Source organism: Alishewanella sp. HL-SH05 (genome assembly GCF_052655985.1).
Genome location: NZ_CP199753.1, coordinates 226,896 through 242,241, shown reverse-complemented (window position 1 = coordinate 242,241; position 15,346 = coordinate 226,896). Strand labels below are relative to the sequence as shown.

14 protein-coding genes are annotated in these 15,346 nt (G+C 46.4%); 12 read left to right on the top strand and 2 right to left on the bottom strand.

Annotated features, from left to right (window positions below):
• The first annotated feature begins 27 nt into the window (after positions 1-27).
• The 12 genes from ACUJFL_RS01175 to ACUJFL_RS01120 all read left to right on the top strand — a co-directional run bounded on the left by ACUJFL_RS01175 (position 28) and on the right by ACUJFL_RS01120 (position 12,235).
• Positions 28-1,803 (top strand): DEAD/DEAH box helicase, encoded by a 1,776-nt coding sequence (locus ACUJFL_RS01175; RefSeq protein ID WP_445428243.1) that lies wholly within the window; start codon positions 28-30, stop codon positions 1,801-1,803.
• 153 nt (positions 1,804-1,956) lie between these two features.
• Complete coding sequence (locus ACUJFL_RS01170; RefSeq protein WP_445425812.1) at positions 1,957-4,437, top strand: M1 family metallopeptidase; 2,481 nt, start codon at positions 1,957-1,959, stop codon at positions 4,435-4,437.
• Positions 4,437-4,925 carry a DUF6702 family protein gene (locus tag ACUJFL_RS01165; protein WP_226750663.1) on the top strand — a complete coding sequence of 163 codons (489 nt, stop codon included), beginning with the start codon at positions 4,437-4,439 and terminating at the stop codon, positions 4,923-4,925. Before ACUJFL_RS01170 ends, ACUJFL_RS01165 begins: the two co-directional genes overlap by 1 nt.
• 39 nt (positions 4,926-4,964) lie before the next feature.
• A complete protein-coding gene (gene trxC / locus ACUJFL_RS01160; RefSeq protein ID WP_226750664.1) occupies positions 4,965-5,387 on the top strand; it encodes a thioredoxin TrxC in 423 nt (140 codons plus the stop codon).
• Between the two features lie 41 nt (positions 5,388-5,428).
• Positions 5,429-5,923 carry a YbhB/YbcL family Raf kinase inhibitor-like protein gene (locus tag ACUJFL_RS01155; protein WP_445428242.1) on the top strand — a complete coding sequence of 165 codons (495 nt, stop codon included), beginning with the start codon at positions 5,429-5,431 and terminating at the stop codon, positions 5,921-5,923.
• A 68-nt stretch (positions 5,924-5,991) separates the two neighbouring features.
• The gene (locus ACUJFL_RS01150) at positions 5,992-7,176 is read left to right on the top strand and encodes a YbfB/YjiJ family MFS transporter (RefSeq protein ID WP_445428241.1); all 1,185 of its coding nucleotides are present in this window, start codon (positions 5,992-5,994) and stop codon (positions 7,174-7,176) included.
• Positions 7,177-7,319: 143 nt separating this feature from the next.
• Positions 7,320-7,859, top strand: a complete 540-nt coding sequence (locus ACUJFL_RS01145; RefSeq protein WP_226750667.1) for a sigma-70 family RNA polymerase sigma factor — start codon at positions 7,320-7,322, stop codon at positions 7,857-7,859.
• Positions 7,856-8,533, top strand: a complete 678-nt coding sequence (locus ACUJFL_RS01140; RefSeq protein WP_226750668.1) for an anti-sigma factor — start codon at positions 7,856-7,858, stop codon at positions 8,531-8,533. The genes ACUJFL_RS01145 and ACUJFL_RS01140 overlap by 4 nt, the downstream gene beginning before the upstream one ends.
• A gap of 99 nt (positions 8,534-8,632) precedes the next feature.
• The gene (locus ACUJFL_RS01135) at positions 8,633-10,210 is read left to right on the top strand and encodes a DUF4331 domain-containing protein (RefSeq protein ID WP_445428240.1); all 1,578 of its coding nucleotides are present in this window, start codon (positions 8,633-8,635) and stop codon (positions 10,208-10,210) included.
• Positions 10,211-10,222: 12 nt separating this feature from the next.
• Positions 10,223-10,747: an Ig-like domain-containing protein gene (locus tag ACUJFL_RS01130; RefSeq protein ID WP_226750670.1), complete on the top strand. Its 525-nt coding sequence runs from the start codon at positions 10,223-10,225 to the stop codon at positions 10,745-10,747.
• Complete coding sequence (locus tag ACUJFL_RS01125) at positions 10,740-11,729, top strand: hypothetical protein (protein ID WP_445428239.1); 990 nt, start codon at positions 10,740-10,742, stop codon at positions 11,727-11,729. Before ACUJFL_RS01130 ends, ACUJFL_RS01125 begins: the two co-directional genes overlap by 8 nt.
• Positions 11,726-12,235 (top strand): hypothetical protein, encoded by a 510-nt coding sequence (locus ACUJFL_RS01120; RefSeq protein WP_445428238.1) that lies wholly within the window; start codon positions 11,726-11,728, stop codon positions 12,233-12,235. Before ACUJFL_RS01125 ends, ACUJFL_RS01120 begins: the two co-directional genes overlap by 4 nt.
• A gap of 2 nt (positions 12,236-12,237) precedes the next feature.
• Here the strand turns inward: ACUJFL_RS01120 and mnmE are convergent, their stop codons facing one another.
• Together mnmE and yidC are read right to left on the bottom strand one after the other, a co-directional pair.
• Entirely contained in the window at positions 12,238-13,602 is a 1,365-nt protein-coding gene (gene mnmE, locus ACUJFL_RS01115; RefSeq protein ID WP_226750673.1) for a tRNA uridine-5-carboxymethylaminomethyl(34) synthesis GTPase MnmE, read from the bottom strand.
• Between the two features lie 89 nt (positions 13,603-13,691).
• A complete protein-coding gene (gene yidC / locus ACUJFL_RS01110; RefSeq protein ID WP_445428237.1) occupies positions 13,692-15,344 on the bottom strand; it encodes a membrane protein insertase YidC in 1,653 nt (550 codons plus the stop codon).
• Positions 15,345-15,346 lie beyond the last annotated feature (2 nt).

The window sequence follows — 15,346 nt, the reverse complement described above, 5'->3', positions numbered from 1 at the left end:
GCGTGTGATTTGAGGTTATAACAACGTATGTCTGAAACATTGTCTTTTTCCCAGCTAATGCTGCCGGAACCGCTTGTTCGTGCGGTTACTGAACTTGGTTATGAAACGCCTTCGCCTATCCAGGCAGCGGCTATTCCAAAATTATTGGCTGGCGAAGACGTATTAGGTCAGGCGCAAACGGGTACTGGTAAAACCGGTGCTTTCGCTCTGCCTTTATTGGCACGGCTAGATCCTGCGCAAAATGATCCACAAATTCTGGTATTAGCACCCACTCGCGAGTTAGCGATCCAGGTTGCTGAAGCCTTTCAAGCTTATGCTCGCTACATGCCTGCATTTCATGTCTTGCCTTTATACGGCGGTCAAAGCTATACCAATCAACTTAAATCACTGAAGCGTGGTTCACAAGTTATCGTCGGTACCCCGGGTCGTATCTTAGATCACTTAGATCGCGGTACGTTGAAACTCGACAAACTGCGCGCTATCGTGCTGGATGAAGCCGATGAAATGTTACGGATGGGTTTTATCGATGATGTACAAACCATCATGGATGCAACCCCCGCAGGTCGTCAGGTGGCGATGTTCTCTGCTACCATGCCCGCGCAAATTCGCGCTATTGCGCAAAAGCACTTAAAAAATGCTGAAGAAATTAAAATTGCGTCGAAAACCAGTACCGTTGAGCGCATTACTCAGCGTTATGTGATGTTAGATTCTAATCAAAAGTTAGATGCGTTAACTCGTTTATTAGAAGGCGAAGAGTACGATGCCAGCATCGTGTTCGTTCGTACGAAAAGTGCTACCGAAGAAATTGCTGAGAAATTGGGTGCCCGTGGTTATGCCGTTGCCTGTTTAAATGGTGACATGAACCAAGCACACCGTGAGCAAACGATTCGTCGGATGAAAGCCAGTCAGCTGGATATCATTGTGGCAACTGACGTAGCTGCGCGTGGTTTAGACGTTGAGCGTATTAGCTTAGTAGTTAACTACGATATTCCTTACGATAGTGAAGCCTATGTGCACCGGATTGGTCGTACAGGCCGCGCTGGTCGTGAAGGTAAAGCGATTTTATTCGTATCACCTCGTGAACGCCGTTTGCTGCGCACGATTGAACATGCAACTAAGCAGCCGATTGAGCAAATGAGCTTACCAAGCGGTCAAGTGATTGAGCAGCGTCGTATCGAGTCTTTCCGTGAGCAATTAGCACAAACGATTGAAACGCAAAATCTGAGCTTCTTCCAAGAGTTAGTGACAGATTGGCGTGAAAAGTTAGAAACGACCGATGTTGATTTAGCGGCAGCCTTATTGTACTTAGCGCAAAAAGATCAGCCGCTAAACGTAGCGAAGCAATTTCCTGAATTACGCCAGCCGCATGCTCGTGGTGAACGTGAAGAGCGGCCACGTCGTGAGCGTAGCGATCGCCCAGCGGGTGATCGTCCAGAACGCGGTCCACGTGTGCGTCGTGAAATGAAAGGCGACTACAACACGTACCGCATTGAAGTGGGTAAAGAACACGGTGTTAGAGCCGGTGATATCGTTGGCGCTATCGCTAATGAAGCGAACATTGATAGCCAATTCATTGGTAATATCAAATTGTTTGACCATTTTAGTACGGTAGAATTACCGGCTACGATCCCAAATGAGATCTTCCAACACCTGAAAAAGGTTTATGTGCGTAAGCAGAAACTGAATATCAGTGTGGATACGGGTGCTACGGCTTCTGGCGGCGAGCGTCGTCCAAGCACTGGCACAGGCCCTGGTCCGCGTCCTGGTGCGGCACCGCGTGCACCACGCAAGCCAAGAGATTAATCTTTATTTGACTAAATTGCCTCGCTTTTGCGGGGCTTTTTTTTGGAGACAGAACCCCGGCTTTTCGTGATAGATAGGCCTTGTTTGTTCAGGTAAATTTACCTAGAGTAGATACTTGCCATTTTACTAATAAATAACCAGAGAGACCTGCTGATGTCTGCCATTTTGTCCCGTATTTCAGTCATAAGCCTGGTCACTGTATTGTTGTGTAGCCAATTTGCTACTGCCAGTGCTGTGCGCCAGACAAAAGGTGATTTTGAAGATAAATTTCGTCAATTAGACGAAGTGCTTCCAACACCGAATATCTATCGTAATGCTGCCGGTGAGCCAGGCCAGCAATATTGGCAACAACAAGTCAATTATCAGATGGATGTCACCTTAGACGAAGCCAAGCGCCGTTTAAGTGCAAAACAACAAATTCAATACAAAAACAATTCACCTTACACGTTGAAATATTTATGGCTGCATTTAGACCAAAATATTTTCAAAAACGATTCAATGGCTGAAATGAGCACCGATTTTGGTGGTGTTGGCCGTCGCGGTCCTGCTACTTCGATAGGTGAAGGTGACATTACTGCTCGTTTGAGCCTAGAAGAGTTACGTCGCCAACAATTTATGGCCGATAACGAGCTGGGCTTTCAAATCAATAATGTGAAAAACAGCAAGGGTAAAACCTTAGCCGCCACGGTAGTGGGTACCTTAATGCGCATCGATTTAGACACGCCATTAAAACCCGGCCAGTCGATGGAGTTTAGTTTAGATTTTGCTTTTAACATCGTAGAAGAAGATGCGGTGTCAGCCCGTTCAGGTTATGAGCATTTTCCGGATGATGCGAATGAAGGTGGCAATGATATTTTCTTATTAGCTCAGTGGTTCCCGCGGTTAGTGGCTTACACCGATTACGAAGCGTGGACCAATAAAGAATTTTTAGGTCGCGGCGAATTCACCTTAGAGTTTGGTGATTATGATGTGAAATTAACGGTACCAGCCGATCACATAGTGTCTGCGACTGGTGAGTTACAAAACAGCAGTAAAGTGCTGACTAAACAGCAGATTGCACGGTTAGAGCAAGCGAAAACAGCGAAGCGGCCGGTGTTTGTTGTTACTGAAGAAGAAGCCTTAGAAAACGAAAAAGCCGGTACTAATGACAGCAAAACCTGGCATTTTAAAGCTAATAATGTGCGTGATTTTGCTTGGGCGTCATCACGTAAATTTATGTGGGATGCTAAAGGTTATCAACAAGGCGGCAAAGAGCAGCCGTTGGTCATGGCGATGTCGTTTTATCCTAAAGAAGGCGGCGATCTGTGGAAAAAGTATTCTACGGAATCTGTGGTGCATACCATGGAAGTGTACTCACGTTTTTCGTTTGATTATCCGTACCCAGTTGCACAGTCGGTAAACGGCCCTGTCGGCGGTATGGAATACCCGATGATCACGTTTAACGGCCCTCGCACTAAGTTACAAGACGATGGCAGCCGCACCTATTCTCAAGCCGAAAAACGCTTTTTAATTGGCGTGGTGATCCATGAGATTGGTCATATTTATTTCCCGATGGTTGTTAACTCGGACGAGCGTCAGTGGACTTGGATGGATGAAGGCTTAAACAGCTTTTTAGACGGCGTTGCCGGTCGTGAGTGGGACCCTACTATTCCTTGGGGCGTAGAGCCTCGTGATATTGTCGATTATATGAAATCGGATGTTCAAGTGCCGATCATGACGCAATCCGATAGCGTATTACGTTTAGGCCCAAATGCTTACACCAAACCTGCTGCAGCATTAAATATTCTACGTGAAGTAATCCTGGGTCGTGAGTTATTCGATTTTGCCTTTAAAGAATATGCCCAGCGCTGGAAATTTAAACGCCCAACGCCATCTGATTTTTTCCGTACCATGGAAGAAGCCAGCGGTGTCGATTTAGATTGGTTCTGGCGTGGCTGGTTTTACAGCACTGATCATGTGGATATTTCGTTAGACCGTGTCTATCAGTTACGCATGGATACCAAAGATCCTGATATTGATTTTGCACGTGAGCGCCAGCAAGAGTTAGACAAACCCACCTCATTGTTTGTTGAGCGCAACAAAGCGGCTGGTAAAGTACTGTGGATTGATAAAAACAAAGATATCACCGATTTTTATGATGAAAACGACCGTTTTACCGTAACCAATAAAGAACGTAATGCCTATAACAAGTTCTTAGCCGATTTAGAGCCGTGGGAGCGCACCGCGTTTGAACGTGCAGTAAAAGAAGATAAAAACTACTATGTACTGCAATTCAGTAATTTAGGTGGGTTAGTGATGCCCATCTTACTGCAACTGCATTATACCGATGGCAGCGTTGAAGATCAGATGATCCCTGCTGAGATTTGGCGTCGTAGCCCGAAAGCGGTGAATAAGATGATTGTGACGGCAAAAGACAAAGTGTTAAAAGAAGTGGTCGTTGATCCGAAGTGGGAAACTGCCGATGTCGACATTGAAAACAACTATTACCCACGTCGTATTATTCCGTCACGCGTAGAGGCTTACAAATCTGATAAGAGTAAAGCCAAAGTAAGCCGCGATATTATGCAAGACAGTAAAACTAAGCTAAAAGATCCGGCTGAAAAAACCGATGAAAAGCTTAAGGAAGGTAACTAATGCGTTATCTGCTTAGCCTGCTGATAATGGCAGGCTTAGTTAGCCCAAGTTTTGCACATGAAATGAACGCGGCGGTCAGTACCGTATTGTTTAACGCGCGAAGCGGTAATATTGAAGTGATGCACCGTTTTTATGTGCATGATGCAGAACATGCGGTAAAACAATTGTTTGATAAACAAGCTGACTTGTTAAATAACGAACAAACCCAGCAAACATTCAGTCAGTATGTGACAGCGCAATTTGCTTTAACGCATTTAAACGGTGAACCGATAGCGTTAACCCTGATTGGCGGCCAGTTAGACGGTCGCTTCTTTTGGGTATACCAAGAGGCTGTGATGCCAGATGACTTGCCAGGATTGCGGGTACGTCACCGCTCTTTACAAGAGATTTGGCCAAAGCAGATTAACACCGTTAATATTGAAAGCATGAATGGCGTTAAAACCCTCAGTTTTGATAAAAACATGGATTGGCTAGACGTTAAATTTTGATCTTAAGGCGATGTTAAAGTAGCAAAGTTGGAGTGACACATGATTATAGCTTGCCCATTTTGTCATGGTTTAAACCGTGTTCCGGCGGACAAAGCGGCCAACACTGCCCGTTGTGGTAAATGCAAGCAAGCTTTATTCACAGGCCAGCCATTAACTTTAACAAGTGCCAACTTTGTCGCCCATGCTGAAAAATCGGAATTACCTCTAGTCATTGATTTTTGGGCCAGTTGGTGTGGCCCTTGTCAAAGTTTTGCGCCGATATTCAGCCAAGCCGCTGCTGAGTTAGAACCACAATTTCGTTTTGGTAAAATTGATACAGAACAGCAGCAAACCTTAGCAGCACGCTTTGCTATTCGTTCTATTCCCACTATTTTAGTGATACGCCAAGGTCAAACATTGGCGCAGCAAGCCGGTGCTTTACCGAAAAGTGCCTTTTATCAATTTTTACAAAAACTCAGTTAACCTTAGTTAGATCATAAAGTTGCCTTTGTTAGGAGTGAAGTATGAGTAAAAACACCTTTACCTTAAGCAGCCCAGATATTGCCGAAGGGCATTTTATGGCAAAGCAGCATGAATTTGATGGCTTTGGTTGTAACGGCCAAAATATTTCACCTGAATTACATTGGCGTAATGCGCCAGCAGAGACCAAAAGTTTTGCATTGACGGTGTTTGATCCTGATGCGCCGACCGGCTCAGGTTTTTGGCATTGGATTGTCACCGATATCCCTGTGGCCGCAACCTGCTTAGCCAAAGGAGCAGGGACGGGCAGTTTACCGCTGGGTTGTCGTAGTTTTACTAATGATTATGGTATGAAAACCTTTGGTGGTGCTTGTCCACCAGAAGGCCATGGCATGCATCGTTATCAATTTACGATCTGGGCTTTACCAGAAGAAGCATTACCTGCACCAGAGGGCGCCAGCGCCGCAGTAGTGGGGTTTATGCTAAATGCGATGGCCTTAGCAAAGGCTACGTTAACGGCAACTTACGCGCGCGATTAGGCGAGTGACTACTATAGCCGCATAGCAGCGGCGATTTATTTCTCCTAAGCCTATAGGAACGCAGCTTTATGATGTTACCCCTGCGGATTAAAGTGTTGCTAGCTGGCTTTTTTAGCCAGCTACTTTGCTTAGGTATTGCTCGTTTTGCTTACACGCCTTTATTACCATTAATGCAGCAACATACCGCGTTAGATGATGCCAGTGGTGGATATCTAGCTGCGGTGAATTACCTAGGGTATATGACAGGTGCGTTACTCGCGGCCCGTTTATCTAATTTGACCGTAAAAGATCGCTTATACCGAGCCGGTTTATTGATAGCCGTGCTAAGTACGGTAGGCATGGCTTTCACGGAAAACCTATATCTGTGGTCATTTTGGCGGTTTCTCGCTGGGCTCAGCAGTGCAGGTTCCATGTTAATCGCTTCAGCGCTGATTATGCATTGGTTAATTAGCCATCAGCATCGTGCCGAGCTGGGAGTGCATTTTGCTGGTTTGGGTTTAGGTATCGCCCTGGCCGCTTTTTTAGTGGAAAGCATGGCCCGGTTACAGCTGGATTGGCATCTACAATGGCAATTATTTGCGCTGTTAGGGCTATTGCTGGCGATACCAGCATGGCGTTGGCTGCCGAAACCCGTGTTTAGCCCTGTAAGCAATACCTCAGCCAGTGCGGATCGGCCACCGACTAAACGATTTTTACGTTTATTGTTGCTGAGTTATTTTTGTGCGGGTTACGGCTATGTGATTAGTGCGACCTTTATTGTGACTATTGTCGAGCGGATGCCAGGGCTTGCCGGTAGTGGCAACATCAGTTTTATCATCTTAGGTTTGGCGGGTGCGCCCGCCGTATTACTTTGGGATCGGGTCGCCCGTAAAACGGGCTATTTAACGGCGATTATTTTCGCGTTATGGCTGCAAACTCTCGCCATTCTACTTCCGTTATGGTTTAACAACTTGGCAGTAGTATTAGCCAGTGCGGCTTTATTTGGGGCGACCTTTGTTGCGGTGGTCAGTTTGGTGTTAACCATGGCAGGGCGCTTATACCCGAGTAAACCGGCAAAATTGATGGGGAAAATGACTTTAGCTTATGGTAGTGCGCAAGTGATTGCACCGGCGCTAACCGGTTATTTAGCCCAGTTGACCGGCCACTTTTCGATCGGTTTATATTTAGCCGCGGGTTTTGTCGCTTTTGGTGCTTTACTGATTACGCTACTCAAGTTTACGGATCGTACGGCACAACAACTTGATAATACGTAAAAAAATGCTATACCCAATACAGTGAATTAGCGTAGCCATGAATGTTCAGTTTGCCTGCTGGCGATAATAATTAAAATAATTGCATCCAAAAACTCGGCTTATTCGAATTTTAGTATGCTATTAGGCCATAAGGAGTTTTTGTTATGTCTACCCCCCAACTGCTCGAACGCGATTTGCAACAAATTGCTTTGGGCGATACCGCGGCATTTCGTCGTTTATACGAAGCCACCTCTGCAAAGTTGTTTTCGGTCAGTTACACCATGCTGCGCCGGTCAGATTGGGCAGAAGAAGCGCTGCAAGATACCTTTATTAAAGTATGGCATCGTGCCGCAGATTATTCGGTTTCAAAAGGCTCGGTAATGAGTTGGTTGATCAGTATTGTGCGTTATCGCTCCATTGATTTACTGCGTAATCGCGCTAATCAAGAATTGTCAGCTGATGATTTTGATGAGTTACCTGCTGCCGATATGCTTGAGTCAACTATTGAGTCGTTAGGTCAGTCGAAGAACCTGCGGATGTGCATGGACGAATTACAACCTACTACGCGCCAGTGTATTCAATTAGCGTTTGTATGTGGGTTAAGTCATCAAGAAGTCAGTGAGCATATTAGTGAGGCATTAGGTTCGGTGAAAAGCTGGATCCGCCGCGGCCTAGATAGCTTAAAAAGGTGCTTACAACGATGAAGTATCAGTCGACAGAACTACAACATCAATTGGCCGCCCGCTTCGTGCTTGGTAGTATGCGTGGTTTAGCGCGGCGACGATTTCAGCGGCTACTGATGGATATTCCGGCTTTACGTGATGAAGTGGCGTTTTGGGAAGAGCATCTACACGAGTTAACGGATGTGATCCCTTTGCGACAACCCCCTGCTCAGGTATGGCAACGCATTCAAGAACGTTTAGGCTGGGTGCAAGCGCGCCCGGTGAATCGTTTTAATTGGTCTTGGCTGCTAGGCGCAATGGCCAGTATCGTTTTACTGGTGAATGTGTTCATGCTAGTAAGTCCCGATCCGAGCATCACGCCAAGCCCACAACGTATAGCCGTGATTCAAAACGCGGATGCTCGTACGCTGTGGTTAATTGAGCAGCGCGATCAGCAACTTAAAGTTGCGGCTGTCGGCGCGATTGCACCACTGGCTAATGAAGATTATCAGTTATGGATGTTACCGGCTGATGGAACGGCACCGGTGTCATTAGGGTTATTGCCGCAACAGGGTGAAGTGTTATTAGCATTAACCGATAAAATTGATTTGGCTTTAGTGGGCGCATTGGCGGTCAGTCGTGAACCTTTAGGCGGTTCACCTGAGCCATTTCCAACCGGTCCGGTATTATTTACGACGGATTTATTAATAATTTAAAAATAGTTGCATCTAATACGTCCACTCAATCGTTGCTTAAGCAGACCTAACAAAAATTGTTGGGTGTCATAATCAAAAAACGATTGAGAGGACAACAAGATGAATAGGAAAACCGTTATTGCTACTGCACTATTAGCTGCCTTGGCAACCACCACCACTGCTTTTGCTTCTAGCCACCGTGAAGCGCCCAATGTGACACGCTTACCTACGATTGATTCCACCGATTTTTATATTTTTAATAGTTATGAATCGGGTCGCAGTGATTATGTCACCATTATTGCCAATTATATTCCGTTGCAAGATAGCTACGGTGGCCCGAATTATTTCGCGATGGATCCAGCAGCAGTGTATGCCTTGCATATCGATGCCAACGGCGATGCGATGGAAGATTTTACCTTTGAATTTCGCTTTAATAATAAACTGCCCAATGGTGGTATTAAGTTACCGGTTGGCCCAAATGGTGTGATGGTCAGTGTACCGTTGAAACATGTTGGCCCAATCAGCGCAGGTAATAACGGTGCGTTAAATTACAGTGAAACCTACAGCATGAGCTTAGTGACTGGCTCGCAAAGAACCGGCGCTCGTAGTGCGATTACAGGCGCTAATGGCCAAACAGAGTTTGTGAAGCCTTATGCTTATGTGGGTGAAAAAACCTTTGGTAACACAGCAGAATACTCTGCGTATGCCGATCAGTATATTTATGATGTCTCCATTCCAAATTGTAATGCAATGGGCCGGGTGTTTGTTGGTCAGCGTAAAGATCCCTTCACTGTTAATTTAGGCGAAACCTTTGATTTAGTGAATTATGTTCCCGTAGAAGGTGACAGTACGCCAGGTGCGGGTGATGGTAATGGTTTCCCTGGCGGTATTACCCAATCAACCGCTAATGATGATTTAAACGATAAAAACGTTAATACCATTGCTTTAGAAGTACCTAAGTCGTGTATTACGGGTTCTGGTAACGGTGTTATTGGGGCATGGACGACGGCCAGCTTACCGCAAGCACGTATTTTAAACCCGAATGCCACCTTGGAAAAACCGGAAGTAAACGGTGGTGCTTTAGTACAAGTGTCACGTTTAGGCTCACCACTGGTGAATGAGTTAGTTATTGGTATTGACGATAAAGATCGTTTTTCAAGCGCACATCCGTCGGCTGATGGCCAATTTGCGACTTATGTAACCAATCCAACCTTACCGATTATTCTGGATTTATTGTTTAAAGATGCCGTTAACGCCACTTTAGGTACGTCATTTGACACTATCGCGCCAACACATTACCCACGTACTGACTTGGTTGCCGCCTTCTTAACCGGTTTTGCTGGTGTCAATCAGCAATCGATAGTGACAGCGTCAGAAATGTTGCGCTTAAACACGATGATCCCAGCGACCCCTGCTGAACAGCAATCTAATTTTGGCGTGGCGGGTAATGATTTAGCCGGTTTCCCAAATGGCCGTCGTCCTGGTGATGATGTGGTAGATATTGCACTGCGCGTGGTGATGGGGGCGTTATGTCATGATATTCCGGTAGCTGGCACACCGACCAATCTGGGCTTATGTCAGCCAGAAGATGCCAATGTGGGTACTGCGCCCTTTACTGATGGTGCACCGATAGATGCCAGCTTTATGAACACGAGTTTTCCGTATTTGATCGCGCCATTAGCCGGTTCACCACAATAAGGAGTTCGCAGCATGTTAAGCAAAAAATCTAAGCTGTGTCTGGCCTTAAGCACAGTATTGTTGGTGAGCGCCTGTAATGACTCCGCTGATAAAGCGGTGACACCCCAGGTTAATACGGCGCCACAAGCGGCCGCATCGTCGATAACCACTCGGACAGATACCGCGGTTACAGCGCGATTAACTGCGGTGGATGCCGAAGGGGATAATCTTCGTTATAGCAGTAATACTGAACCAGCAAATGGTCAGGTGTTGATTGCTATCGATGGTGTCTTTACTTATACACCCAATGCTGAGTTTGTCGGTAGCGACAGTTTCAAATTTACGGTGTCGGATGGCAAGTTGAGCACAACGGCAACCGTTAGTGTGCAAGTCACGACTTTACAAGTGTCGTTAAGAAGCGCAGTGCGTGATGCGTATGCGCAAGATGCGCAAAGTAAGCCGTTGTCGGTCAATGGCCGCGATTTTAACCAAGACGTGTTAGATACCGCAGAGTTTGCCGATCTGGTGGCTGCGGGCGTGGTGGCGAACAATGAGTAAAAGCACCTACTGGCGTTTTGCCATAGGCGTGATGTTTAGCGTGGTGTGCGGCTCTGCCGCCGCCACGGCTGTTAAAGCTGAGCATTATGCTGAGTTAGTCATTCAGGGCAAGCAAGCTGCGCAGCATCAGTTGCATGAAGATGCCGAAATACTATGGCAGTTGATGGCGCCGCGGTTAGCTTCATTGCCGGCAATAGAGCAAGCACAGTGGTGGTTGGCACAAGCCGATTTATTACAGTTCGAACATCGTTTTGCTGAAGCGTTAACGGCTTTAGAGCAGGTATTGGCGTTGCAGCAGTTACACGAGCCGGTGTATTTGATGCAAGCGCGTATTGCGTTAACGCGCGATGATTTAGCGCGAGCAACACAGGCTTGTCGTGCTTTAACCGGCTATAGTCAAATTGATGTCGTGGCAACCTGTTTACTCGAAGTACAGGGGCGAGCTGGGCAATTAGAAAGCAGTTATACCCGTTTACAACAGCTGCATTTACGTAATAGCAATTCAACTGAGGCATTACAGCAATGGCGACTACAAATCTTAGCTGAGCAAGCGCATTTGTTAGGGCGTTATAACGAAGCGTTAGAGTGGTTGGATTACCCAAACTATTTTCAGCAACCGGAAGTGATGCAACGGCAAATGCTGGATATTTTGCTGCAAACCGGTCGAGCTGCTGAAGTGTTAGCGCTCTCTGGCGTTTGCCCAAAAGTGGATGCCTTACCCTCTGATAGCCTGTTAGTGCGGGTTGCCTATGCTGAAGCTCAACTTGGCGAGCAGCAATGCTGGCGCGAGGTGACTGCGCAGCGTATGCATTTGCGAGAGTTACGCGCCGATGCCTTACATACCGCAGATATTGCCTATTACTTTAGTTATGTTGCGCCAGATGGCGAAAAGGCTCGATATTGGGCTAAACAAAATATGGCTGTGGCACAAGAGCCATTCGATAAACAATTACTTGCAGCAGCACAGGAGCTTGCACTATGAAACAGGCCTTACTTTATTCTGGTTTAATCATTAGCCTTTTGTTTGCTTGGCCCTCGCAGGCACACAAATTTAGCACCAGTTGGGTGCAAATGAGCAGTGGTGCGGATCACCCCGCAGAATTTGATTGGAGTTGGTTGCTAGCCGAACATGATTTGGCCGTATTAGCGCCTTTTATGATGGATAATACTGGGCGCTTACTCGATGCGGATGCGTTGTTAGCCCAGCAAGTTCCCTTTAACAATGTGATTAATAACATGCTGCAATTTAATACTGATTGCCCAGTAGAAGTGTTACCGGTAGTGCATTTAGAACGCGAGGTGTATGCCGGCCAGCAGTCGGTGCGTATTTATGGTCATGCAGGTTGCCCCTTAGCATCATTACAGCAGGTTAGGGTAGCGCAGTTGTTTGATAAGTTAAAAAATCACAAAGTGATTGTCGAGCTAACTGACACGGCTGAGCGTAGCGTATTAAGCCAGAGCAAAGCACAGTGGCAGTTAGCAGAGTAAGCTTATTTACCGATACAAAATGAGCTAAAAATGCGTCCGAGTAAGTCATCACTACTAAATTCGCCAGTGATTTCATTCAGATGTTGTTGAGTTAGCCTTAATTCTTCGGCCAGGATTTCACCTGCAATATAACTGTGCAGTTGTTCTTGGCCAGTACTCAGATGCTCCGCCGCGCGATCCAGTGCATCTAAATGGCGACGTCGAGCCAGAAAGCTGCCCTCAGTGCTGGCATCAAAGCCAATGCATTGTTTTAAGTGTTCGCGCAGCGCATCAATACCATCACCGGTTTTAGCCGATAAACGATAAACCGGAGCTGCTGCTTGTTGGTCCGGTGTCATGGGCTCGCCGGTAAGATCGGCTTTGTTGCGGATCACCGTTACGCCTAAATTAGCGGGTAAGCGATCAATAAAGTCTGGCCAAATTTCGCGGGGGTCGGTGGCAGTAGTGGTTGTGCCATCCACCATAAACAGTACTCTGTCGGCTTGGGCGATTTCATTCCATGCTCGCTCAATACCAATTTGTTCAACTTGGTCGTTGGCTTCGCGCAGACCAGCGGTATCGATAATATGCAGCGGCATGCCGTCGATATGAATATGTTCGCGTAAAACATCACGGGTCGTACCGGCAATGTCGGTAACAATTGCTGCTTCACGCCCGGCTAAGGCATTTAATAAACTGGATTTTCCGGCATTTGGCCGGCCAGCAATGACCACTTTCATGCCTTCACGAAGAATACTGCCTTGTGCCGCTTGTTTCTTCACGGTGGCTAAAAAGTCGATAATGTCAGCTAAGTCTGTGGCGACTTTGCCGTCTGATAGAAAATCAATTTCTTCATCTGGAAAGTCGATAGCCGCTTCAACATACATTCGCAGATAAATCACTTTTTCAACTAATTCATGAATACGTCGTGAAAACTCACCCTGTAAGGATTGCATGGCGCAGCGAGCGGCTTGTTCACTACTGGCATCAATTAAATCGGCAATGGCTTCGGCTTGAGCCAAGTCGAGTTTATCGTTTAAAAACGCGCGCTCTGAAAATTCGCCAGGGCGAGCAATGCGTACATTGGGTAATTGCAGCACTTGTTTAAGTAACATGTCTAGTAGTACTGGCCCGCCATGCCCTTGTAATTCCAGCACATCTTCGCCGGTAAACGAGTTTGGGCCTGGGAAGAACAACGCTATACCTTGATCCAGTAATTGCTGGTCTTTAGCATAAAAGCCTAAATATTCGGCCGCACGGGGTTTAGGGATTTTATGCAGAATGGCTTGAGCCACCGCTTTGCTATCGGGGCCAGAAATACGAATAATGCCTACTCCGGCTCGACCTGGGGCAGTGGCTAAAGCGGCAATAGTATCAGTGCTAAACATAACATCCTCTGGGATAAAAAAAGCCTGCTGCATAATGCTAACAGGCTTAGTGTAGAACATCTTATCCGCAAGGGATAAGTTGCGCGGTATTAGGTTTTGCGGGTATGCAGACCTTTTTTCTCCATGCCGCGATAAATATACAGCATCTGGCCAAGTGAGATTAAGTTACTGACTAACCAGTATAATACTAAGCCACTTGGGAACCAGAAGAAGAATACGGAGAACGCGACAGGCATCCACATCATCAGCTTCTGTTGTAAAGGATCGGTGACCTGCATTGGCGTGAGTTTCTGCATCATAAACATACTCAAACCAAACAACACCGGTAACACATAGTATGGGTCTTTAGTTGATAAGTCGGTGATCCACAGCATAAATGGCGCATGGCGTAGTTCAATACTTTCAACAAATACCCAGTACAGTGCTAAGAAAATAGGCATTTGGATGAGCATGGGTAAACAGCCACCCATCGGGTTTACTTTCTCTTTGCGATATAATTCCATCATCGCTGGGCCCATTTTCTGTTTATCGTCTTTGTAACGTGCTTGTAGCTCTTCAATTTTCGGCTTCAAGTTACGCATTTTCGCCATCGACTCATATTGGATCTTCGTCAGCGGGAACATTGCGCCTTTAACAATTAACGTAATACAGATAATCGCTAAACCCCAGTTGCTAACAAATAACTGAATTTTAGTCAGTAGCCAGAACAGTAATTGTGAGATAAACCACAGGAAACCGTAATCAACGGTAAGGTCTAAGCCATTGGCTAATTTGGCTAATTCGTCCTGGACTTTAGGGCCAGCATAAAATGTGGCTGTGATGCTGGCGCTTTGGCCCGGATCAATATCAATGGCAGTGCCCAGCGCGCCAATAACGCCTTTGTTCGTGCCGTGGATGCGGCTGTATAACTGGTTAGTGCCTGCTGGGTCTGGGATCCAGGCAGCAACAAAGTAATGCTCTAACATGGCAACCCAACCTGCTTGAGTGCTGACGCTCAGGTTAGTTTTCTGCATGTCTTCAAAGTTATACTTTTTATAGCGTTCTTCGCCGCTTCCAAAAGCGGCGCCGCGGTATATCGGCATAAACATGCTGGCGCTTTCGCCACTATCAATATTTTGTAATAAATGCTGATAAGGCTGAACCGTTTTGATTTCATCGCTGTTGTTGACGATAAAATATTCTACCCGGACATCATATTGTCCTGGGGTAAAGGTAAAGCGTTTTTCGATTTGCATGCCATTGTGCGTTAAGCGCAGTGGCACCACTAAGGGTTCAGTACCCTGAGCTTGATATTGAGTTTTTTCAACTTGATACAATGGCCGTTCAGTGCGGTCTGGGCCGTCACGGGCAATCAAACCAGATTGCGCAACATATTCAAAACCAGGAAGCTGACGCATCAATACATAAGGAGTGTTGCTGTCTTTGGTTAAGTTATGTTCAGGCAATTTAACACTGACAATATCACCACCGCGGCTATCAATCTCAAGTTCAAACACATCAGTGCTAACTTTAATGCGACGGTTTTGATCAATGTTGGGCGTGCTGTTGGCTACCGCCGGCGTGTCAGGGCTATCCATTAACATTGATGCCGAGCTGCCATTGTTAGCACTGCCACTTACCGTGCTGCTGACCTGTTGAGTGGCTACCGCCGGTTGCGGACCATAATCTTTTTGCCATTCCTGCCAGAGGAAAAAACTGACGATTGCCAGGGCAATTACTAGAAAACTGCGTTGTGAATCCATGG